Below are 22,320 nucleotides of genomic sequence, written 5' to 3' on the forward strand. Positions count from 1 at the left end.
TAATCCCCTTTGGAATAAATGGTAACTTTGTTTTATGAGTACGCCTCTTGCCGAAAGAATCCGTCCAACTTCCTTAAAAGATTACTTGAGCCAACAACATTTAATTGGCCCAAAGGGAGCCTTGTCATCCCAATTATCGACCGGTATGATTTCTTCCATGATTTTCTGGGGACCGCCAGGAACGGGAAAAACGACCTTGGCCAATATCATTGCAAGCGAATCGAAACGTCCATTTTATACCCTTAGTGCCGTGGATAGTGGAGTAGCCGCAGTGCGGGAGGTGATTCAAAAAGCAAAGAAAAGCGATGACTTATTCTCGACCAAGAATCCCATCTTATTCATAGATGAGATTCACCGTTTTAGTAAATCGCAACAGGATTCCCTTTTGGGAGCTGTAGAGAAAGGATGGGTTACATTGATTGGAGCGACTACAGAAAATCCCAGTTTTGAGGTAATTCCCGCTTTATTATCCAGATGTCAGGTATATATCCTGAAAGCCTTTTCCAAGGAAGATCTGGAAACACTTATAAGAAGAGCGATAAAAGAGGATAAAATCTTATCCCAGAAAAAAATTGAACTTAAAGAAACAGAAGCCCTGATTCGTCTTTCTGGTGGCGATGCCCGAAAGCTTTTAAATATTCTAGAACTGGTGGTGCTTTCTGAAGAATCGGACAAAGTGGCCATTACCAACGAAATGGTGACCCAGAAAGTGCAAAAGAACACCGTGCTCTACGATAAAACGGGAGAACAACACTACGACATTATTTCAGCTTTTATAAAATCCATTCGGGGAAGCGATCCAAATGCAGCAGTGTATTGGCTGGCCCGTATGATCGAAGGTGGAGAAGAAGTGAAGTTCATTGCAAGGCGTTTGGTGATTCTTGCCTCAGAAGATATCGGCATGGCCAATCCGACAGCTTTGGTGCTCGCCAACGCTACTTTTCAAGCAGTGAATACCATTGGATATCCCGAAGCAAGGATTATTTTGAGTCAATGCGCAGTGTATTTGGCGACCTCTGCCAAAAGTAATGCTTCTTACAAGGCCATTAAGCAGGCTCAGCAGCTCGTAAAACAAACGGGAGACCTATCTGTGCCATTATCCATTAGAAACGCTCCTACGAAGCTTATGAAGGAGTTGGGATATGGAGACAATTATCAATATGCCCATGACTTTGAAGGAAACTTCGTTCCACACGAGTTTTTACCTGAAGAAATAATAGGAACCCAATTGTACAATCCCGGGAATAATCAACGGGAAGCTGCGCTTCGGAATTATCTTTCGAAATTATGGGGAGATAAATATAGCTACTAGCGCTGGTACCTAAACACCATTTCTTGAAAAGAAGTAGCAATGACCAGATTTCTTTCATCGTCGAAAGAACAATTGAAGGTATTGCCCGATGTATCGGTAAAGGTCATGCCCTCCTCTACTTTTTCAATCTGCCCCTTTAGGGTCAATTGATCATCCAACAATTCATAGAGCTTAAACCCTTCCTCCTTCTCTTTAAGAATGAATACCTTTCCATTGTTTTCGTAGAAAGAATCGTTGGAACGAATCGCTGTCTTTTCCAACGTTTCTTTTGGCAATTCTTTTTTCACCTCAACCACGGCTGTTTCTTCCTTTTTTTCTTCCGTTACTTCTTCAACATCCTGCTTTGGTGGATCCTTGGTAAAATCGAATTCCCTAATCTCCTTCTGATTTACCCCAAGAGCAATAATACTTTGAAAAGCCTCTCTAATTCCTTCTTGGTAGGCCTTCCCATACTCTTTCAGCTTACTCTTCCCCTCATCACTGGTATAAATAACCTCGCCATTACAATCCCTGAGCACAACGTTTACCTTGGTCCAAATAAATCCAGACTGGCGGGTAACATCGGCCCAAAGACCATCGCAACGTTCCACATTGGGGAGTTCCTTGTTGAAATAAGCGTGAAAACCGTATTTATTGAAAAGGAATTTCGTTAGGGAATTGAGCTTGTATTGATCGTTCTCGAATTGAAATTCATATTTATCGGGGACCACAACAAAACTATAACTGCTGAGATCTAACTGCGAGTATCCCTTGGATAAGGAAAAAATAATGAAAAAAACAGCAACTACATATTTATTCATTCTTCATCAAATTTTATATTAAAACCGAGCTGCAAAGATACACTTTTTGCCTTTGCAATATTTCCATAACGGAGGATGTTATCGGCTGCAACATAAAAATTGAATTTTCCAATATTGGTGGCTACTCCCAAGCCCACATTTGTGAAGGTATAAGAGTCTACTGTATAGGTAGCCTTTGCAGATAAGAAATCGAATAAACGCCTGTAATAAAAGAGGGTTCCTGCCATCTGGGGACCCTTAGGTCTAAAGATGCTGTAATACTGCAATCCAACTGCCTGCATACGCTCTATTCCACCTTTGTTCAAACAATCGCATTCCTGTCCGCCCACAAAACCACCAAAACTGTATTTTACACCGGCATTTACCTTCATGGGGCGCATTTGGGTATATCCACTGGTAATGGTATCTATGGGTATTTCGCGCTCCAGTTCATCTTCTAAATTATCGTAGTAAGGGATACCCGCTTCTCCCGTGCTTAATGGCGGAAAAATAAGTTCGATCCCATCCAGGGTATAGGTCCCGGTTGCTTGATAACTCTCCACATTTTTGGTATGGAAGATAGCTCCCACATCCAACACACTGGCACTGGCCGTTATTTGATCGGTCACCTCATAGGTAGCCCCCAAATCGACCCCCACTCCTAGGTTTCCTCCCAGAAACGCCCTTCCCACCAATTGGCTGGCTGTAAGATTATCGGTAAAACCAGAAGTGTTTACGGTCATGTCGACATTATTCACGGTATGCTCATAGATGTTTTCACTATTCTCATCACCTATATTGGTAACAAAGGTTCCTTGGTTATTTGTACTTCGGGCACTTAGAAGACTGGAGTAGATTTTAGCTCTTGCTCCCACCGTCAACCTTTTGTTTATTTCTTTATTGGCGCCAAAATGATAGACCATCAAAGCATCTGCAGTGGCACTTACTTGACCTAGATCGAACTCATAACCAATATAATTTGCATTCCCTTCCCATGCCAATATGGCCAAATCCCTTGGAAAGTAAGAGATGAAATCGAATTCTTGGTAGACTCCTCCAGAATAATAAATATCCTTAGGGGATCGCCATCCAAACGACAGTATTTCCAACTGCTGTGTCGCCGTAAAAAAGTCCTTTTCGGTCATTTCGAAAATCTTTTGTTCGATACGGTCATTGATATCTACAGACGACCTCCCGAAAATATCGTAGACACTTACGCCCGAAGACCCACCATTAACATGTACCTGCGACAAAAGGGGGATTCCTATGTGCATTTTCTGGCTAGGGCTAATTTTCCCTCCAGGGTTTACCAATAATGCCTGAGGCACTTCTTCAAATCCGTATAAGATCTGTTTATTTTGAGCCATAGCCCCTACCGTTAGCCCTAAGGCTAGTATAAAAAGAGATAATACTTTCATAGGGTTAGTTTCGCTCTTTAATCTCTAAATAATAGGTCGTTTTCGACTGAAGGTTCAGATTACCCACAAGATCAGCATCTGCCGAAGGAATGGTCACATTTGCCACCACCTTATTGGCTTGTGTAAGCAATGCGATATCGTCTCCTTCTACCACCTGAATAAAATCGGGTGGTGTGGCTGGAATCTGTTCGGTACCTGCTGGGACGGTAGTAGAGGTAGCGTAGGTAATTTCATTTTGTTCGCTCAAGAACTGAAAGTCTACCACAAATGTTCGCGGTATGCTATTCCTAAAACGAAATAGGAAATCGGCTCGTAAAAGACTTTCCTGAATCTCCGTATCATCCAAAAAACGAATCTCGGTAGTATCCGTTAAGATTAACCTTGGAGTATTGGTGATGGTATCATAAAACTCATTGGCACCCACATTGAAGTGAATGAGATTTAGTTCCACCACGGGAGTGGCCGCAACATTTTCGGCTTCGTCAAAATCCGTGTCCTTGACGCAGGAGAAAAACAGTAAGCCTCCAAAGACACAAAGCGCAGGGATTAGTAGGTTCTTTTTCATTGGGGTTGGGCTTTAACATAAGTAACGCAAATATAAGCCCAATTAGTATAGCTACAAATGATTTTTAATATCGGTAATTCGATTTATAACACGATATTGGGCAGGCGGATTCTCCTTTCTATAGTTAAAAAACAAGGTGTGCATCCCCACTTCTTCGGCCCCCAAAATGTCGGCTTCGAAGGTATCTCCAACCATGATACTTTCCAAGGGTTGGGCACTGGCTTTCTCCAAAGCTCTGTAGAACACCAACGGATTTGGTTTTTTAACCCCAACCTCTTCACTGGTCGTCACGGTCCGGAAAAAGTGATCTATGGAGCTGTTTCGCAGTTTCAGGTGTTGCACTTCCTCGAAACCATTGGTAATAATGTGCATTTCGTACCCTTTGTAGAGGAGGTAATCCAGCATTTCCGTGACCCCGTCGAACAAATAGTTGTCTTTTGGTAGTTCATCAATATAGGATGTGGCAAGGGTATCGATCTCTTCCATGGAGAATGTAACCCCAAAAGGTTTAAAGGAATCCAAAAATCGTCCCCTTCGCAAACCTTGCTTATCGATTCGCTCTTCCCGATACATTTTCCAATATTCGAAATTTATGGGTTCGTATACCTTTATAAAATCCTCCAAAGGCACCGGAATGCTGTAAGCTTCGAACATGCGCCGAAATGCAAGCATTGAGTTTCGATCAAAGTCCCATAGGGTATGATCTAAATCGAAGAAAATGTGTTTTATTCCTAGTTTATTCATTTGTTTCGCTTCTCGAAAATAGTTCTTTCCACCATTTATTATGCTTCACAGCCGTAAAATCTTTGTTTGAAAATACCAAGGAAAAGGTCCCATTCACTTGTTTTACTTCCTTTATTAGCTCATTCGTGGTTGTTTCCTGCTCTGCCGCTTTTTTATTGTACAGCGCTCCTGTAACACCGCAAACCGGATGAATAATCAAAGGGGTTTTTATTTCGTAATCCAGATCGTAGAACAGAAAGGGTGTACAGGTTCCTGCCCTGAATCCTACTTCGGAATCATAAAGCATCGAAAAGTCCCTTTTTATCTCCAATTCCAACAAATTTCTATAGGTACTTGGCAAACCGACTTTAAACCGGTCGTTCATAGTATTGCCCAAAGATCGGTGAATAAGCTCTTCCCATTCCTTCTTTTCCATCTTTAAACGCAGCATATCCATAAGCGAATGAAAGGAGAAAACGAGGCCTACATAGGTGTAATCTGCCACTTGTTTTACCAATAGCTTTACTTTTTTTCGCTTGGCATTGATATCCTCCCGAAAGGTAAAGCCTTCCCCAAGCAGAAAAAACACCGAAAGCTTCGCTCCATTCTTCTTAGAAGCATTTATGATCCATGTAAAGGTATCGTAGGGATCCTTCCTTAGATAAAGCAATACGCGACTGCGCAGTAGTATTTTCTTGAAACGGAGACCTATTAAGTCGCGCCCATACCCCATTACATTCCTTAAAAACCCACGCTGGGAAAACTCAAAAGGTCGACTCGCTTGCACTACGTGATGGATCATATAACTTCTGGAGTGAGTTTCTACAGTTGGGAAATACTCCAGCAGTACTTTTTGAAAACGAAATGCCCACTTATCCACTACGGGCTGCTTCAAGAAATCTTCCTTATACGCTAAGCTCTCTTCTGCAGGGAAACGGCCCAATTCATCCTTTACATGCGGCATGTACTCTTCATAGCGGCTTAAGAGATAAAATGTCGCCGCAAAGATATCGAACGGTAACGCACTCTTTTCTCCCGTCCCAAAGAAACCTATAGTATCTTCCCAGGGCGATACATTTACTTCAACATCTTCAAACCCCTGTTGAAATAGCAATCCATGTGCCTGTATGAACAGCTCATTGCCCATGGGTTGCTTTCCATAGGACAGTTTAGGCCCCTGGTGCGCTATAAACTCTTCAATAACCGAAGTAAACGAAACGGGATACCCCAAAATTCGGGTGCAAATATGCTTAAAGGAATAATCTAGTCGTGGAGTTTGTTTTTGAGTGTAGACTAAAAGCATTACAGCAATTGTTCATCGGCAAAGCTAAAGTACGTCTTTTCGGTGATAATAAGATGGTCGAGGATTTTAATGTCCAAACTGTTTCCTGCAAAGACAAATTTCTGGGTCAATTGCTTATCTGCTTCGCTGGGCCTTAAAGTACCACTGGGATGATTGTGCGCCAGAATAATACCTATAGCGCCCAATTGCAGTGCGGTTTTCATGGTAAGCCTAATATCGACTACGGTTCCTGTAATCCCTCCTTTACTGAGTTGGTGCGTTTGTAAAACTTTATTGGAATTATTTAAGTACACCGCCCAAAATTCTTCATGGGGAAGATCGGATAACATGGGACGTAAAAATTCGAAGGCTGCTTGGCTCGAAGTGATCCTTCTCCGTTCCAAAACATTTTCTGCCTGCCGTCTTCGGCCCAATTCCATGGCCGCCAAAATGGTGATGGCCTTGGCCTCTCCTATTCCATGAAACCCTAAAAGATCGGGTATGGATTTCTTTCCCAGTTCTTTAAGACTGTTCCCTGCTTGAGCCAAAATACGCTTGCTTAAACCCACTGCGCTTTCGTTTCTATTTCCGGAACCTATAAGAATGGCAATTAACTCGGCATCGCTAAGGGCAGATGGCCCTTTCACCAATAGCTTTTCCCTGGGACGGTCGTCTTCGTTCCAGGTTTTAATCGAAAAAGATGTACTGTTTTCCCCCAAACAATTCGCTTTACAATAAAGATAATAATGTATCTTTAAAATTAGATACAGTTCTATAAAATTTTTGAAGAAAATGAAATCATTATTTGATGCAGATGCCTATTCTGAAATAAGGTCGCGAATGGACAATTTAAATGAAAACTCCGAAAGACTTTGGGGAAAGATGTCCGTAGGACAAATGATGCGCCATTGCCAAGGACCGTTTAATATTATGCTAGGAAAGAACGACTACGGCATGAAACCCAATTGGTTGGCTAAGGTATTTTTCAAAAAGTCTTTGTACAATGATAAAATTTGGCGAAAAAACCTTCCCACGGCGAAGTTCCTGAAGGAAACAGAGCCTAGGGATTTTAACCAAGAAAAGGCGGTACTTGAAGAATTACTGGTAGAGTTTGAGTCTAGAAAAGGACAAGAAGAATGGAATCCCCATCCAGGATTCGGATACTTTACCAAAGAACAGTGGGGTAAAATGCAGTACAAACATCTAGACCACCATTTACGCCAATTTGGCGCATAGCCTATGAACCAAAAATATCCCCCTCCACATCACCAAATTGAGGATATCGAAAAAATGATATCCCTTGTTAAGCATTATCCTTTGGGAATGCTCGTTTCCGCAAAAAACGGCACACCTTATGTAACTCACATTCCCATCATTTATAATGAGGAATCCAAACGTCTGGTAGCTCATATAGACAAATACAATCCGCAAGTGGAAACCTTGGTAGATGGGGCAGAAGTAACGGTAGTCTTTAAGGGGCCTGACACTTACATCTCTCCCAGTGTCTACTCCACTACTCAATTACCTACTTGGAATTACCTCATCGTTCATGTAACTGGAATCATTACCCGTATTAATGATCCTGAAGCGGCCAAGGATACCATGATCGCCATGACCGAATTCTTGGAAGGAAAAGACCAAAAGTTTGTTCTGGAAAAAGACAACCCTAGAATGGAAGCCGCGGTGCCTTATATTCAGGCGTTCGATATTACCATTACACATTGGGAAGGAAAATTTAAACTTTCGCAGGATAAGAACAAGCGGGATCAGGCATTGGCCAAACAGGCTCTAATAGAAAAATCCAGAGACCAAGCCCTGGATTTTATAGAAGATATGTATTCCTAATTAGTCCCCATCTACCAAGGAATACGATTTAAGTGTCATCCTGTATAAGGGTATCTCATTACTTATTAAACTCACGGTTCTTCGAATCCTTCCAATGTTTTCTGCGATTAAATGTGAATCCCGACTGGGTGTGGTTTCCCCACTCGAAAAGACCCCGTATATTTCATTTTTAGTGGTTTCAAAATCCCCTGCCGGTGTACTTATCTCCACATTCTCCCCTACATATTTCCCATAAATACCTCCCCATGATGTTGGACTAATCAAGTAATCTTCGGTCGGGGTATTCGAAAACAAAATATCGCCATGGTCGTTAATTAAGTACCCGAGCGAATCCCTCACGATCTCATCCCTAAAACAATTTTCACAAGGGCTACATTCATAAGTTCCTTCACTGGTTGTCTTAAAAACGAAATAGGTTTCCCCATTAATGATACTATCTCCTATTATGGTATTGGTGACGGTAAGATCTTGAATTTGGTATTCTTCCTCTACAAAACTGTAGGTGGCAACTTCGTACTCCCAACTGTTGCCTATTTTAAGGGCATAAAAATTTGCAGGTTCATTTTCGGGAGGATTGCTATTGCTATCGTCGCTGTTGCAGGATACGACCAAAAACAATGCGGTTAGTGCTAATAATGCAAGTCTATACATAATACAATGGTTTAAGGTGAATAAAAAGTATTTGTATAGAATATGCTGACTGGTTAGGCTCTTTGAACGGCAGCTAATTAGAGTTTATTGTTTTTCAATGAAATGTATAGGTCGGATTTCATGAATAATGGCCTCTTAATCGGCAGGTATACGGCTGGTATCGAAGTTATGAAGCAAGGAATAAGGATACATCTCTTTAGCTTCCCTCTGTTCCTCCTCATATTTATAACGCGTATCTCCATATCTTGCATTTTCCCAATCTATGGTGGTTACTTCGTCCCGTAGTTCTGACAAGGCCTGTTTGTAGATCCCTAATACAGATATGTAGTTTTGATAGGAGGTACTGGGTTCAAATTTTAGATTGAAATAGGTTTTGTTATTTATGTGGTCTTTAAAAAAGCGTAATAGTTCATTCCTATCTACATATTTCTTTTCCTGTATCGTGATAGCATCATCTAGGTTTATCACAATCTCCTCCTTATCAGCAAAGAGCTCTTTCATCAAAACATCTGGAACCGGCGGGGGTAATGGAATTCCGCCTTCCAAATAATCACTATCATCAAGATCATCCGGACTTATAGAATAAGCCAATCCATCAAGATCGTACCTACTTGTAAACTGCCCTTCTGGTCTACGTGTAACGTACATTATTTTGCGCGCTTCGGCTAAAAACAATTGCTTTTCTATCTTCTTAATTTCTGAAATCGGCAGATCATGCGAAGCTAATAGGCATACATGACTTCTTCCAGGCATCCCCCAGCGAAATCGAGATCGACGCTCAACTACTTTAATATAAATATCTTCAAACTGTATGGGTTCTTTATTCAAGTTATACTTCACCGTGCCATCATCCATATAGACTTTCAAATGATCCCAACCCCATTCCTCATTAGTACTTTCAAAAGAACTAATGGGCACATCGATCTTTGGATTTCCAGCTAATAAAGCCGCATCCATTTTCTTATAATTGAATATGGATGTTTGGGAAAGGACCAACGAGACTGCACCAAGCACTAGCGCATTGATCAGCAGCACCTTAAAAGCACTTTTTCTGAAGGTTCTCGTAATGTGCTTCCAGCTTTCCAAGAACATCACAACTGCTATTAGAACAAACATATAGTTGTGATCAATTAGATAACGGAGATCAAAACACATGGAAGCAAAAATCCCAAACAGTATATACACTTTGAAGAAGACATAAATAAAATTGGCCCCGAAGAATAGTTGATCGTTGAGTATAGCCAGACGTCTATTTCTCCTCAGGGTTCCTTTAACTGGACGTGTAAAAAGGGTTCCCAAAAAAACCGAATTACCAAAAGCTACTGAAATCAAGGCAAAACTTAGGTTTTGACGGCTCCTTGTTGTTTCATCAAAAATCAAAGGCCCATTTGTGTAACCAAATTCCATGGCGCGAAAAACCTCCCTAAAACCACAAAAAAGGATATAAATGCACAATGTGGCACCCATTCCTAATAGAATGGCCCTTACGAAACGCTTGGTTGAAATGTGAATGTTTTCCCGGTCTCGGAGAAACCTTTTTTGAAGCATACTTCTAAGATACGATATTCTGTATCTCTTCAAAATCCAAACCGCCGTAATTGCCGCTGCTCATCAACAATAACGAGGTATTTTCAAGTTTCTTGACAAATAAGTACTCTTTAAAAGCTTTGGGATCGGTATAAATGATAAGATCGTCCCTTTGAAAGGCCTCTCCTATCTGATAGGCAGATATAGGATCCAGCTTCTTAATTTCGACCGCATGTGGGGAATAAAAAACTACTGCCGTATCGGCAGCATCCAATGCCCCTTTATATTCGGAAAGGAATTCTGGATTTAAACTACTATAGGTGTGCAATTCCAAACAGGCCAATAAATGCCGGTCTGCGTATTGATCTTTTACGGCTTGGGTAGTCGCCTTCACCTTACTGGGAGAATGGGCAAAGTCTTTATAAGCGACACTTGATGCTCCTTCGGCAATCTTTTCCAATCGCTTGCTCGCGCCCTTAAAGGTGCCGATCGCTTCATAAAAATCATCTTGGTCCACACCCATGAGTTGACAAATCCACCGAGCCCCCTCCAAATTGTTTAAGTTGTGCTTCCCAAAGACTTCGATAGGCATGGGGCCTTCTGGGGTTTCCAATAGGGTTTCCCTATGCTCTACCTCATATTGTGGTGTGGCATAGGGGTATTTTTTAATCAACTGATTGGAACTTTCCACCACCTTCTTTACTTCTTCATCCTCTTCATTGTAAATAATGGCCCCTCCAGGGGTGATCTGCTCCAGAAAAATGGAAAACTGTTCTACATATTCAGAAAAGGTAGGAAAGACATTAATGTGGTCCCAAGCAATTCCGCTCAACAAGGCGATATTGGGCTTGTATAAGTGAAACTTAGGTCGGCGATCTATGGGAGAGGAAAGGTATTCGTCCCCTTCCAAAACGATAAAATCATTATGATCAGTAAGGCGTACCATGGTATCAAAACCTTCCAATTGGGCGCCCACCATATAGTCCACATCCTTATCATGGTACTGCAGTACATGAAGAATCATGGACGTGATGGTTGTTTTACCATGCGACCCCCCTATTACTACCCGTGTTTTTTCTTTGGATTGCTCATAGAGAAATTCGGGATAGCTATAAATGGTAAGGCCCAGTTCCTGTGCCTTCAATAATTCTGGGTTATCGGGCTTAGCATGCATACCAAGGATTATGGCATCCAAGGCATCCGATATCTTTTCGGGAAACCATCCGTAGGTCTCGGGCAATAGCCCTTTGGCTTCCAGCCTCGACTTGGAGGGATCGAAAATTACATCGTCACTTCCCGTTACTTGATACCCTTTTTCGTGCAATGCCAAGGCCAAATTGTGCATGGCTGCGCCACCAATAGCTATAAAATGTACTCTCATAAAATTCCTGAAAAGAACCTGTTGTTGGAATAACTCGTTTAACGAAGTAAAGATACTGCAAATACCTTGATGGCACCCGCTGCGTTGTTAATTTGAATTGAATACTGAAATTAAAGCCCTAAGATAACTTGTCTTTCCTCTTTGGCTTCCTTAAAATCGGGGCGATCACGAAGTGCTTTATCAATCCATTGCAAGGCCGTTTCCTTCTCCCCTATGTTTTTATAGATCTGCGCCAATCTAAAGTAAGCCCAATCCTTAGGAACACCATCGCTTACCGAGTGATTTTCTATGTATTTCTGAAGACAATTAATCCCCAATTCGGCATCCAAATTGTACTGTGCAGCTATTTTACCAATCTGATAACGCAATGCGTTTCTATCATGCACCTTGAGACAGGTCTCAATAGTACGAATCGCTTTATCTGGCTGATCGGTGGTCTCGTATAAATTCGACAATTTTTCATACGTATGAACCGATCCTCCCACGGTAATGGCATCCTTATAGTGTTTTTCTGCATCTTCTGGACGTTTACTGTATTCGGCAATGTAGCCTTGAGCCAAATGACCATCTACTGGGGATATTTTGGCCAACTGATTGGCAAAACGAATTGCCTTTTTCTCACTACCTCCAATAATACCCGGCAACTGAATGTAAAACTCCACCAATGCCCAACGTGCTTCTATGTGATTGGGATCCAATTTTGCAGCCTTCTCCAATTCCCTTTTAATGTCCCCGATATAGGACAGTGCACGGATCCGTGAAATCTCTAGGGCTTTCATCCCCATGGACCCACCATATTTGAAATGATAGTCCGCATTGGTATCGTCTTCCTCTACCAATCCTTCGTAATAGTCAATAGCCGTATCCCAATCTTTAGCGTAACTCGCTATATCCCCTAAATATTCCCTTGTTTTCGCATGATCAGGATGATTTTCAAGGTAAGTTTCGAATAATGCCTTGGCTTTCTGGTATTCTTCGGCAATGAAATGGGCTTCCGCAGCCAAGAATTTGTTCTGAGCCGTTAGTGATACGGAAATAAATAGTAGGAATAGTAATATGGGTCTATTCATAGCTCTGTTTTGGGACTTCAAATATAAATAACTTATTTATTCTTGCTTGAGAATGAAACGTTAACGCAACTGCTTTATTTTTAATTCAGTACCTTTAAAAGGTAACAAATTAAATTTTTCCGTTATGAACTCTAAAGTTTTTATGGTCATAAGAATCCTCCTCGGACTCTTCGTTCTGTTCTTTGGCCTAAACAAATTCATCCCCATGCTGGATATGGGAGAACCCACCGGAGATGTGGCCACGTATTTTGGAGCACTTAGCAGCACCAAAACACTAACATTGGTCGCTATTGTTGAAATTTTGGCAGGTGTTGCCCTAATTTTTAACAAATTCGGAGCCTTAATGGCCATTATCCTAATGAGTGTTTCTGTAAACGCTCTCATGTTCCATGTAACTTTGGATCCTGCAAATAGTGCAGGGGCCATTGCCCTCTTAGTGCTTAACATAATAGTGCTCATAGGCTACAAGGACAAATACAACGAATTACTGAGTTAAGATAGGAAAAGGCCCAAACGGGCCTTTTTTACTTTTTAGGGGGAAACTTCTTCAATGCCTTCATAATGACATTCACATAATGGGCATCTTTCTGTTCGGGAGTAGCCCTTTCCTTTAGTTTACAGTCCACCACAGCTTGCCAGATAAGTTGATCTTTTTCTGAATCTATAAAATCGATGGTAATTTGTTGTTCAATAACAGGCCCGCCAATGGGGATTCCCACGCTTCCTCCAACACCTACATTACCTCCACCACCGCCAAGACCCAAACCAATGGTATTTCTGGAATTGGATAAGGCTTCTTCAGCATAGAAATTTATCAAGAATTGAGGATTGGCGCTCTTTGTATAGCGGGTGAAGCCAAATGCGCTGTCTACCGCCATTATAATGCGCTTATTGTCCAATTCGCTAAGACCTGAATCGATATTGGGATAAAACTGGTATTGGGTATAGGGACTCCAATCGGTCTGCTCTTCATAATCCACCGCAACAGTGGCGCCACAAGAAGCCAACAATAAACTCAGGGCAAGGATTGTCAATAATTTCATAACAGTTATCTTTTTGAATAAAGATAACGAAAATGACTTTGTTAGATTGCAGGCCTATTCTTTAACGACCTTTTCGGTAATAACACCATTACTTGTGTGCACTTTCACCAAATACACCCCTTGAGGGAAATAAGAAAAGTCTACAGTACTCGTAGTCGTTTCGCGCACCTTTTGTCCAGCTACTGAAAAAACGGCTACGCTTTCAACACGTATGTTTTCACTTGAAGAAATCGTAAGGGTATGGGTCACCGGATTAGGAGATAATGAGATAGCTTCGGACAAAGAGAAATCCTCATCACTCAGTAAACAGGCCTCTTGAATTTCCGGTAAAGAACTACATCCTTCAGCATTGCTAACAATTGTTTTTGATACAGCAGAATTATTGATCGCAATACAGGTGAATGCATTCGCGCAAGCGGCTAAATTTGCATTGCCAGAAATAACCAACTCGTCTACCTGTGTGGGTGAAACCCCACTAAGGGCAGAAATGTCAACCAGATTAGGATTACTCACCATTAAAAGGCGACCATTCACTATCTGTAAATTTTCTAACCCTGCTAACGATTGTAGATTGTCGTTATCATAAATATCCAAATGCTCGGCAAAGGTCAAGTTGTTTAAAAATGACAGATCGGTAATCAAGGTATTATACCCTATGCGAACCCTTCCGTTTACAGTCGAGATATTTTCCAATCCAACAAGATTTGTCAAGTCGTAATTCTTCAAAATAAACAAATCCATCAAAGTTTCAATATTGCTCAACCCCGCAATACTAGTAAGGTCTTCAAGGCTGGAAAGATAAATGGAACCAACGGATTCTAAATTGGATAACTCATCCACATTTGTAATGAATTCTGAAGATATGGCAATATCCCCCGCTACCGATTGTACGTTTTCCAACCCGCTTAAACTGCTAAATAAATTACTCCCTATCGTAATGAAATCGAATTCCGTAACGGCGCTTAATTGGGAGATATCCTGTAGATTATCATTTTCGAACAAGTGAAGCGTATTCATGGATTGAACATTGTCCAACCCATTAAAACCAATCATATTATTATTGCCAAAAAAGTCGATTCCGTCCATGGTTTGTACGGCGCCGAGCCCAGTTAAATCCACCACTCCTTGATTCAGCCAAAAGGTTAACCTTCCCATGGAAGTGATATTATGGAGTCCTTGAAGGTCCGTTACATCCGTACTAAAAATGACAAGATCTTGGGCTTCGGTTAAAGCCGATAGTCCCAGAAGGTTCGTAATGCTATTTACAGTCCCTTCTATCTTAAGTTCGTGGGTTAATGCGGTACAACCAGGATAGTTCGTGGCGAAATTATCAATTTCGGCCTGCGAAGTAAGGATAATATCGCCAGTTGGGCATTGTGCCATCCCCAACATGCAACTCAATAAAAATAAGCTGGTAAGTAGTTGTTTTCTCATAGCGGAGTCAGAATTAATCCATCTCCTAAGATAACCAATTAGGCTGTAATAGAGAATTTTACTTCTCCCGATTTATAAATTTGAAGAAATGCGAATCGAAAAGGGGTTACTGGTTAAGCATGCCCCAAAGCTTGTCCTTTAATTCCATCAATCCTTGTTGGGCCACAGACGAGAAGAAAAGGTACGGAATGCCTTCGAAATCTTTGTCGAGTTCGGCCTTCATTTCAGCCTTTAGCTCGTCATCCAGCATGTCACTTTTGGAAATAGCTACCAATCGTTCTTTATCCAATAATTCTGGATTGTAACGACGCAATTCATCCACCAAAATATCGTATTGTTTACGGATGTCATCCGCATCGGCAGGAATTAAGAAAAGTAAGGTAGAATTACGTTCAATATGGCGTAGGAAATAGTGCCCCAATCCTTTTCCTTCGGCAGCGCCTTCTATGATTCCAGGGATATCGGCCATAACAAACGAACGGTAATCCCTATAATCCACAATCCCCAAATTGGGTTTTAGGGTGGTAAACTCATAGTTGGCGATCTTGGGTTTGGCAGCTGTAATTACCGAAAGCAAGGTCGATTTACCCGCATTGGGGAACCCTACCAAGCCTACATCGGCCAAGACTTTCATTTCTAAGGTGATATTGGCCTCTTCTCCAGGTAATCCCGGTTGTGCGTATCGTGGTGTCTGTCGGGTAGCACTTTTAAAATGATCATTTCCACGACCTCCTTTTCCTCCCTTGGCAATGACCAACTCCTCACCATCTTCTAAAATCTCTTTGAGCACTTCGTTGGTATCGGAGTTCTTCACCACGGTTCCTAGCGGAACTTCTATATATATATCTTCCCCATTGGCCCCCGTACTGGTTTGCTTTCCTCCGGCGCCACCATGACCTGCTTTAAAGTGGCGTTTGAACTTTAAGTGGTACAGTGTCCACATATTCTTGTTGGCCCTCAAGATAACATGCCCTCCGCGGCCACCATCGCCCCCGTCGGGACCACCTTTGGCCACAAACTTCTCCCTTCTCAGGTGGGCACTTCCTTGCCCTCCTTTTCCAGAAGTTACATGAATCTTTATATAGTCAACAAAATTCCCTTCGGTCATGATTCCTTATAAAAACAGCCCGATTAACGAGCTGTATGTTATCTTATAATGTGTCGATCACAGCACTCAATCGTTCAGTGATCTCTTCTATAGTTCCAACCCCGTCTACTCCGTGGTATTTATCCTGAGCTTGGTAAAAATCCTTTAGTATGGCAGTCTCATCGTAATATACTTTAATCCTATTTCGGATGACTCCTTCGTCGGCATCATCGGAACGGCCAGAGGTTTCCCCTCTTTTCAGGAGGCGCTCTACCAAAATTTCATCATCTACTTCCAAGGCCACCATAGCATTGATCTGGCTGTCCTTGCTATCCATTAATTCGGCCAAGGATGCTGCCTGCGCTTCCGTACGTGGAAATCCATCGAATATAAACCCATTGGCACCAGCATTCTTTTCAACCTCTGCATTCAACATTTTAATAGTCACCTCATCGGGAACCAAATGTCCCTTGTCCATATAGCTTTTCGCCAATACGCCCAATTCGGTAGCATTTTTAATGTTGTAGCGGAACATATCTCCTGTAGATAAGTGTACCAATTGATATTTTTCCTTTAAAACCTCGGCTTGGGTTCCTTTTCCAGCCCCAGGAGGGCCAAATAATACGATGTTTTTCATCCGGTTTTTATTACTTCTAAATAATGATTTAAAAAAATTCCACATAACGAAGGTGCAAAGATACCCATTTCGGAGAAGATTGTACCTTTGCGCAATGGCAAATTATTTTTCTTCGGAGTTCGTCCTAGGTATTTTGGGAGGCGGCCAATTGGGCAAGATGATGTTGTATGAAACACGTAAGTACGATATAGCCACCCATGTGCTAGATCCAAGCGCGGAAGCGCCCTGCCGAATTGCCTGCGATGTCTTTCAACAAGGAGACTTAATGGACTTTGAAACCGTATACGAATTCGGGAAAAAAGTGGATGTGCTCACTTTCGAAATTGAAGGTGTTAATGTAGATGCCCTAGAGAAATTGGAAGCCGAAGGAAAAAAAGTATATCCTTCTGCCCATACCCTTCGGAATATTCAGGATAAAGGAGTTCAGAAACAATTTTACAAAGAACATCGCATTCCTACTTCCCCTTTCATCGTTTTTGAAAACAAGAACAAATTGAACGAAGCCATAGTCCGCAAAGAACTGAACTATCCCTTTGTTTGGAAAAGCTGTACAGGCGGATACGATGGAAAAGGTGTGAGTATTATTCGGGATGCCGGGGATATCATTCCACTTTCCAGTGGGCCCTGCATTGCCGAAAAGTTGATTCCTTTTAAAAATGAATTGGCTGTAATCGTGTCTCGCAATCCTTCTGGAGAGGTAAAAACCTATCCGGTGGTTGAAATGGAATTCCATCCTGAAGCCAATCAGGTAGAATACGTGATTTGCCCAGCAAGGATTGATGAATCGGTTGCTGAAAAAGCCAGAGCTGTGGCAGCACAGGTTTCGGAAGCCTTTCAACATGTGGGATTGTTGGCGGTAGAAATGTTCCAAACCAACGATGATGAAATCTTGGTGAACGAAGTAGCACCCCGCCCCCATAATAGCGGACATTATAGCATAGAAGCCAGCTATACCAATCAATTTGAACAGCACATTCGGGCCATTTTGGACCTTCCTTTGGGCAATACCGATAGTAAAGTAGGCGGTATTATGGTAAATTTGGTGGGTGCGGAAGGCCATACAGGTGAAGTGGTGTATGAAAACATCGCCGAGATCATGGCTATGGAAGGTGTTACACCACACATTTATGGGAAGAAGCAAACACGTCCTTTCCGAAAAATGGGGCACGTTACCATTGTAAATGAAAACATTAATGAAGCCCGAAAAGTGGCTGAAGAAGTAAAAAAGACCATAAAAGTAATAAGCAAATAAGATGAGTAAAGTAGGTATCATCATGGGAAGCACCAGCGACCTTCCCGTTATGCAAGACGCTATAGACATCCTAAAAGGATTCGACATAGAAGTGGAAGTAGACATTGTTTCTGCCCACCGTACCCCGGATAAGTTATTCGATTATGGCAAGAATGCCCACACCCGGGGTATTTCTGTAATCATTGCCGGTGCTGGCGGTGCTGCCCACCTCCCTGGAATGGTAGCCTCCCTATCTCCCCTTCCCGTTATCGGAGTGCCCGTAAAATCGAGTAATTCTATCGACGGCTGGGATAGCGTGCTATCCATCTTACAAATGCCCGGAGGTGTTCCGGTGGCCACTGTGGCCCTAAACGGTGCAAAGAATGCTGGAATTCTGGCAGCGCAAATCATAGGAAGTGCTGACAAGTGCGTTTTGGATAAAGTACTTGCCTACAAGGAAGGACTAAAGATAAAAGTAGAAGAAGGCGCAAAAAAGGTTAGGGAAGAACAATAATGAAACACGCCGTGCTGTCCATACTTGTTGCCGTCCTGGGAATTATTTGGATAGTTTTTTTCAATTTTCAATTTTCAGAGATACTCACGGATAATTATAACCAAACTGCTGTGAGTGGTGAAGTAATTGTTTGCATTGATCCAAGATTTCCTCGAGTTTATAAAATGTCTGGCCTAATCATTGGATTGATCGGTATTTTCTTCGGAATTAAAGGATACTCCAAGGTGAGATACCTAAGCATATTTGGAATCATTCTTTCCATTATTTTAATACTAATGGCCTTTATGCCTATTTACTCCTATTTTTTGACGGAGGCTGTCTACGATGTTTTCATAAATTAATACGATTTGAGTACTCAATTCGTATCTTCGTTATCTGAGTTTTAAACTTAAAATATCGACTCCTCGATACAATCCTTCGGATCACTCGGAGTCCAACTTAAAACTTATTAGTTCATTCAATCATTTACTCATTAAATCATTCAATCATTAACTCATTCAATCATTGATTACATGAATCCATTATTGCAAAAATTCGATACGGCTCCTTTTTCCCAAATAAAAGAAGAACACTATGTTCCGGCAATTAAAGAACTGATTGATTTCACCAAAAAGGAAATCGATGCCATTGCAGATTCCAGTGAGGCTCCTACCTTCGAGAATACGGTAGAGGCCTTGGAGAATACAGGCATGCAATTGGATCGAGCTACGAGTGTCTTTTTTAATTTGAACAGCGCGGAGACCAATGCCGAAATTCAGAAGATTGCCCAGGAGGTTTCACCCTTGCTTACCAATTTCAAAAATGATCTGTTATTGAATGAAACCCTGTTTAAAAGGGTAAAGACCGTCTATGAACAGCGCAACGATTTGCCCTTGAATGGGGAGCAACAGATGTTACTAGAAAAGCAATACAAGGGTTTTGCTCGTAATGGAGCTGACCTTTCTGAAGAGAAAAAGGACAAGTTACGTGCTTTGGATACAGAGTTGGCGAAGCTGAAACTTACGTTTGGGGAAAATGTCTTGGCCGAAACCAATGCCTTCGAAATGCACCTTACCCATGAGGGTGATTTAGCAGGACTTCCTTCCGGGGCTAAAGAAGCTGCCGCACAGGTTGCCAAGGAAAAAGGAAAAGAAGGTTGGATCATTACTCTCGACTACCCCAGCTATATTCCTTTTATGAAATACGCCGAGAACAGGGAGCTAAGAAAGAAGTTGTCCTTGGCTTTTGGATCCAAAGCATTTCAGGACAATGACAGGAACAACGAAAAAAATGTGCTCCGAATCGCCAACCTAAGGCATGAAAGAGCTCAATTACTTGGATATGAAACACACGCGCACTTTATTTTGGAAGAGCGTATGGCCGAAACCCCTGGAAATGTAGAAGCATTCTTGAATGAACTTTTGGAAAAAGCGCGTCCAGCAGCCAAGAAGGAATTCGATGAGTTGGAAGCCTATGCGCAAAAATTAGATGGGATCGATGAGCTGCAGAAATGGGACAGTGCCTATTATGCTGAAAAGTTAAAACAGGAGCGTTTCAATTTGGATGATGAAAAGCTAAAGCCTTATTTCAAGCTGGAAAATGTAATTGATGGTGTCTTCACCGTTTCTGAAAAGTTATTCGGACTTCAATTCGAGCAAGACGATACGATCGATGCCTATCACGAAGATGTTATGACCTATAAGGTGAAGGATTCTGAAGGGGTGCTGGTTAGCATTTTCTATGCCGATTTCCACCCGAGACCCGGTAAAAGAGGGGGCGCTTGGATGACCAGCTACAAACCCCAGCAGATAAAAAATGGGGTGAACGATCGCCCGCATGTTTCCATTGTATGTAATTTTACCAAACCTACCGAAAGCAAGCCTTCGTTGCTTACTTTTAATGAAGTAACGACCTTGTTCCATGAATTTGGCCATGCCTTGCACGGAATGTTGGCCAATACTACCTATAAGGGATTGAGTGGCACCAATGTATATTGGGACTTTGTAGAATTACCAAGTCAGGTATTGGAAAACTGGTGCTATGAAAAAGAAACTTTGGAATTGTTCGCCAAGCATTACGAAACTGGAGAACTCATTCCTATGGAATATGTTCAGAAAATCAAGGAATCGGCCACCTTTCATGAAGGAATGCAAACGCTGCGACAGTTGAGTTTTGGGATGTTGGACATGGCTTGGCACGGAGCGGATCCTTCGACCATAGAAAATGTGAAAGCATTTGAGGAAAAGGCCTTCGCAAAAACCAAATTATATCCCGACACGCCCCGAACCTGCATGAGCACAGCCTTCTCACATATTTTTCAAGGAGGGTATAGTGCTGGATACTATAGTTATAAATGGGCCGAAGTATTGGATGCCGATGCTTTCGACTACTTTAAGCAAGAAGGAATCTTCAACAAGAAATTGGCGACCAAATTCAAGGAAACGGTGCTTTCTAAGGGAGGAACCATAGATCCTATGGAACTGTACGTGCAATTCCGTGGTAAAAAGCCAAATCCAGATGCACTCTTGAAAAGAGCAGGACTTATTTAACCGTTCCGTATTCAACCGAGAAACATTCAAAAATTAAATAAACTTTCAATTTTTTTTGAAAGTTTAAAATTATTTGTATATTTGACCTATGAATTACAAAGAAGCCAAAGAGAAGTTTATAAGTACATGGGGAGCCTTGGGAACCCTTTGGGGCATTAACAAGGCCATGGCTCAAATCCATGCGCTGCTCTTTGTGTCACCAGATCCTTTGTCTATGGAAGATATCATGGAAGAATTAGGGATTTCACGCGGTAATGCCAGTATGAACCTTAGAGGATTGATGGATTGGGGCATCGTGTACAAAGTAAATGTCCCAGGAGAGCGCAAAGAGTTCTTTGCCAGTGAAAAGGATGTAGCGGAATTAGCGCGAACTATAGCAAAAGAGCGTAGTCGCAGGGAAATTAGACCTACAGTACGTGTTTTGAAAGAAGTATCGAGTATTGAAGATGACGGCTCGAAAAAAACGCAGGAACTCATTAAGAAAACGAAAGAAATGCATGAGTTGGTAGAAACTGCCGATGCGATGCTCAACAGAATGGTAAATCAAGAACAGAACTGGATTACCAAGACCTTGGTCAAGTTTTTGAAATAACAACAAAACCACGGAACGAACCGAGGGAGTTTTTCTCCCTTTTCTTTGAATAATATATTTCAATAATTATTGAAAGTTTAGAACAAATGAAAAAGTATAAACACACACAGCAAATTGGAATCCTCAGTTTTATCCTGAGTCATATCACAATGATCTTGAGCTTGGTTTTACCAGGATACCATCCCTTTCTATTTTTTGTCGGTTGGATTTTGGGAGTTGGGAGCTACATCTCTAACGTTAGCTTAAGCATTGGTTTGAAGATGCCTAAACTACTATCATTTGTATTGATTGTAACGGGCTTCTTTTGGATGGTTCCCCCTATTGCCCTGATGACATATTTCGGAATTCCTTTTTCAATAACCTTCCTTCTTCTAGTGCCCATAGTACATATTAAGTATCACAACCAATGGGAACACTATCGGTTGGAAAATAAAATCTAGAAATTATGAAAGATATGTTTCGTTTAAATCTCATTGCCATCATTACCACTCTGTTGTTCTATGTCACAATTTGGGGCGGTATTCTAGCCCATATTCTTCTAGGTGTTCTTCAGCTCATTCACTTTCTTGTGATATGCCTGTACTTTCAAAAATTGACAAAGTTTCAAAAAACACATGTGCTTCTTTATGGTCTTCTTACACTTATAGTCATACTATTTACATGTGTTAAACCGGATACGTTTTTAACAGTGTTTTGGCCAT

General features: G+C 41.6%; 22 protein-coding genes. 8 read left to right on the forward strand and 14 right to left on the reverse strand.

The annotated features are described in order from the left end of the window. Positions 1–34 precede the first annotated feature (34 nt). Complete coding sequence (locus POV27_RS16160) at positions 35–1,312, forward strand: replication-associated recombination protein A (protein ID WP_272863830.1); 1,278 nt, start codon at positions 35–37, stop codon at positions 1,310–1,312. Here the strand turns inward: POV27_RS16160 and POV27_RS16165 are convergent. Genes POV27_RS16165 through radC form a run of 6 tightly spaced genes read right to left on the reverse strand, consistent with a single transcriptional unit; the run spans position 1,309 to position 6,798 of the window. Further along, a complete protein-coding gene (locus POV27_RS16165; protein ID WP_272863831.1) occupies positions 1,309–2,112 on the reverse strand; it encodes a hypothetical protein in 804 nt (267 codons plus the stop codon). The two genes, POV27_RS16160 and POV27_RS16165, sit on opposite strands and share 4 nt — an antisense overlap. After that, complete coding sequence (locus tag POV27_RS16170; protein ID WP_272863832.1) at positions 2,109–3,509, reverse strand: DUF5723 family protein; 1,401 nt, start codon at positions 3,507–3,509, stop codon at positions 2,109–2,111. The genes POV27_RS16165 and POV27_RS16170 overlap by 4 nt, the downstream gene beginning before the upstream one ends. Before the next feature lie 4 nt (positions 3,510–3,513). Continuing rightward, on the reverse strand, positions 3,514–4,074 hold the full coding sequence (locus tag POV27_RS16175; protein WP_272863833.1) for a hypothetical protein: 561 nt from the start codon (positions 4,072–4,074) through the stop codon (positions 3,514–3,516). Positions 4,075–4,125: 51 nt separating this feature from the next. Continuing rightward, positions 4,126–4,818 (reverse strand): YjjG family noncanonical pyrimidine nucleotidase, encoded by a 693-nt coding sequence (locus tag POV27_RS16180; RefSeq protein ID WP_272863834.1) that lies wholly within the window; start codon positions 4,816–4,818, stop codon positions 4,126–4,128. Then, positions 4,811–6,100: a DUF7033 domain-containing protein gene (locus POV27_RS16185; RefSeq protein WP_272863835.1), complete on the reverse strand. Its 1,290-nt coding sequence runs from the start codon at positions 6,098–6,100 to the stop codon at positions 4,811–4,813. Before POV27_RS16185 ends, POV27_RS16180 begins: the two co-directional genes overlap by 8 nt. Further along, on the reverse strand, positions 6,100–6,798 hold the full coding sequence (gene radC, locus POV27_RS16190; RefSeq protein ID WP_272863836.1) for a RadC family protein: 699 nt from the start codon (positions 6,796–6,798) through the stop codon (positions 6,100–6,102). Before radC ends, POV27_RS16185 begins: the two co-directional genes overlap by 1 nt. Before the next feature lie 73 nt (positions 6,799–6,871). Between radC and POV27_RS16195 the strand changes: the two genes are divergently transcribed. Both POV27_RS16195 and POV27_RS16200 read left to right on the forward strand, forming a co-directional pair. Then, a complete protein-coding gene (locus tag POV27_RS16195; RefSeq protein ID WP_272863837.1) occupies positions 6,872–7,315 on the forward strand; it encodes a DUF1569 domain-containing protein in 444 nt (147 codons plus the stop codon). 3 nt (positions 7,316–7,318) lie between these two features. Continuing rightward, on the forward strand, positions 7,319–7,924 hold the full coding sequence (locus POV27_RS16200; protein WP_272863838.1) for an FMN-binding negative transcriptional regulator: 606 nt from the start codon (positions 7,319–7,321) through the stop codon (positions 7,922–7,924). Here the strand turns inward: POV27_RS16200 and POV27_RS16205 are convergent, their stop codons facing one another. The 4 genes from POV27_RS16205 to POV27_RS16220 form a co-directional block, all read right to left on the reverse strand. Continuing rightward, positions 7,925–8,575 carry a hypothetical protein gene (locus POV27_RS16205; RefSeq protein WP_272863839.1) on the reverse strand — a complete coding sequence of 217 codons (651 nt, stop codon included), beginning with the start codon at positions 8,573–8,575 and terminating at the stop codon, positions 7,925–7,927. A gap of 135 nt (positions 8,576–8,710) precedes the next feature. Next, positions 8,711–9,907 carry a hypothetical protein gene (locus POV27_RS16210; protein ID WP_272863840.1) on the reverse strand — a complete coding sequence of 399 codons (1,197 nt, stop codon included), beginning with the start codon at positions 9,905–9,907 and terminating at the stop codon, positions 8,711–8,713. A gap of 220 nt (positions 9,908–10,127) precedes the next feature. Next, a complete protein-coding gene (locus POV27_RS16215; RefSeq protein ID WP_272863841.1) occupies positions 10,128–11,483 on the reverse strand; it encodes a UDP-N-acetylmuramate--L-alanine ligase in 1,356 nt (451 codons plus the stop codon). A gap of 110 nt (positions 11,484–11,593) precedes the next feature. Next, the gene (locus tag POV27_RS16220) at positions 11,594–12,553 is read right to left on the reverse strand and encodes a tetratricopeptide repeat protein (protein WP_272863842.1); all 960 of its coding nucleotides are present in this window, start codon (positions 12,551–12,553) and stop codon (positions 11,594–11,596) included. A 124-nt stretch (positions 12,554–12,677) separates the two neighbouring features. Between POV27_RS16220 and POV27_RS16225 the strand changes: the two genes are divergently transcribed. Continuing rightward, entirely contained in the window at positions 12,678–13,049 is a 372-nt protein-coding gene (locus tag POV27_RS16225) for a DoxX family membrane protein (protein WP_272863843.1), read from the forward strand. Between the two features lie 28 nt (positions 13,050–13,077). Here POV27_RS16225 and POV27_RS16230 read toward each other — a convergent pair whose 3' ends face one another. The 4 genes from POV27_RS16230 to POV27_RS16245 all read right to left on the reverse strand — a co-directional run bounded on the left by POV27_RS16230 (position 13,078) and on the right by POV27_RS16245 (position 16,754). After that, positions 13,078–13,596 carry a DUF4136 domain-containing protein gene (locus tag POV27_RS16230; RefSeq protein ID WP_272863844.1) on the reverse strand — a complete coding sequence of 173 codons (519 nt, stop codon included), beginning with the start codon at positions 13,594–13,596 and terminating at the stop codon, positions 13,078–13,080. Between the two features lie 54 nt (positions 13,597–13,650). Further along, positions 13,651–15,030 (reverse strand): T9SS type A sorting domain-containing protein, encoded by a 1,380-nt coding sequence (locus POV27_RS16235; protein WP_272863845.1) that lies wholly within the window; start codon positions 15,028–15,030, stop codon positions 13,651–13,653. 106 nt (positions 15,031–15,136) lie between these two features. After that, on the reverse strand, positions 15,137–16,138 hold the full coding sequence (obgE, locus tag POV27_RS16240) for a GTPase ObgE (protein ID WP_272863846.1): 1,002 nt from the start codon (positions 16,136–16,138) through the stop codon (positions 15,137–15,139). A 43-nt stretch (positions 16,139–16,181) separates the two neighbouring features. Then, a complete protein-coding gene (locus POV27_RS16245) occupies positions 16,182–16,754 on the reverse strand; it encodes an adenylate kinase (protein ID WP_272863847.1) in 573 nt (190 codons plus the stop codon). A gap of 94 nt (positions 16,755–16,848) precedes the next feature. On the opposite strand from POV27_RS16245, the gene POV27_RS16250 reads away from it, so the two are divergent. From POV27_RS16250 to POV27_RS16265, 4 genes are all read left to right on the forward strand, one after another. Then, positions 16,849–18,006 (forward strand): 5-(carboxyamino)imidazole ribonucleotide synthase, encoded by a 1,158-nt coding sequence (locus tag POV27_RS16250; RefSeq protein ID WP_272863848.1) that lies wholly within the window; start codon positions 16,849–16,851, stop codon positions 18,004–18,006. A gap of 1 nt (position 18,007) precedes the next feature. Next, positions 18,008–18,499, forward strand: coding sequence for a 5-(carboxyamino)imidazole ribonucleotide mutase (gene purE, locus POV27_RS16255; protein ID WP_272863849.1), 492 nt, complete (start codon positions 18,008–18,010; stop codon positions 18,497–18,499). 512 nt (positions 18,500–19,011) lie between these two features. Further along, positions 19,012–21,027, forward strand: a complete 2,016-nt coding sequence (locus POV27_RS16260) for a M3 family metallopeptidase (protein WP_272863850.1) — start codon at positions 19,012–19,014, stop codon at positions 21,025–21,027. An 88-nt stretch (positions 21,028–21,115) separates the two neighbouring features. Then, entirely contained in the window at positions 21,116–21,619 is a 504-nt protein-coding gene (locus POV27_RS16265) for a GbsR/MarR family transcriptional regulator (protein WP_272863851.1), read from the forward strand. Positions 21,620–22,320 lie beyond the last annotated feature (701 nt).

It is taken from the genome of Aureisphaera galaxeae, assembly GCF_028561275.1.
Lineage (GTDB): Bacteria > Bacteroidota > Bacteroidia > Flavobacteriales > Flavobacteriaceae > Aureisphaera > Aureisphaera galaxeae.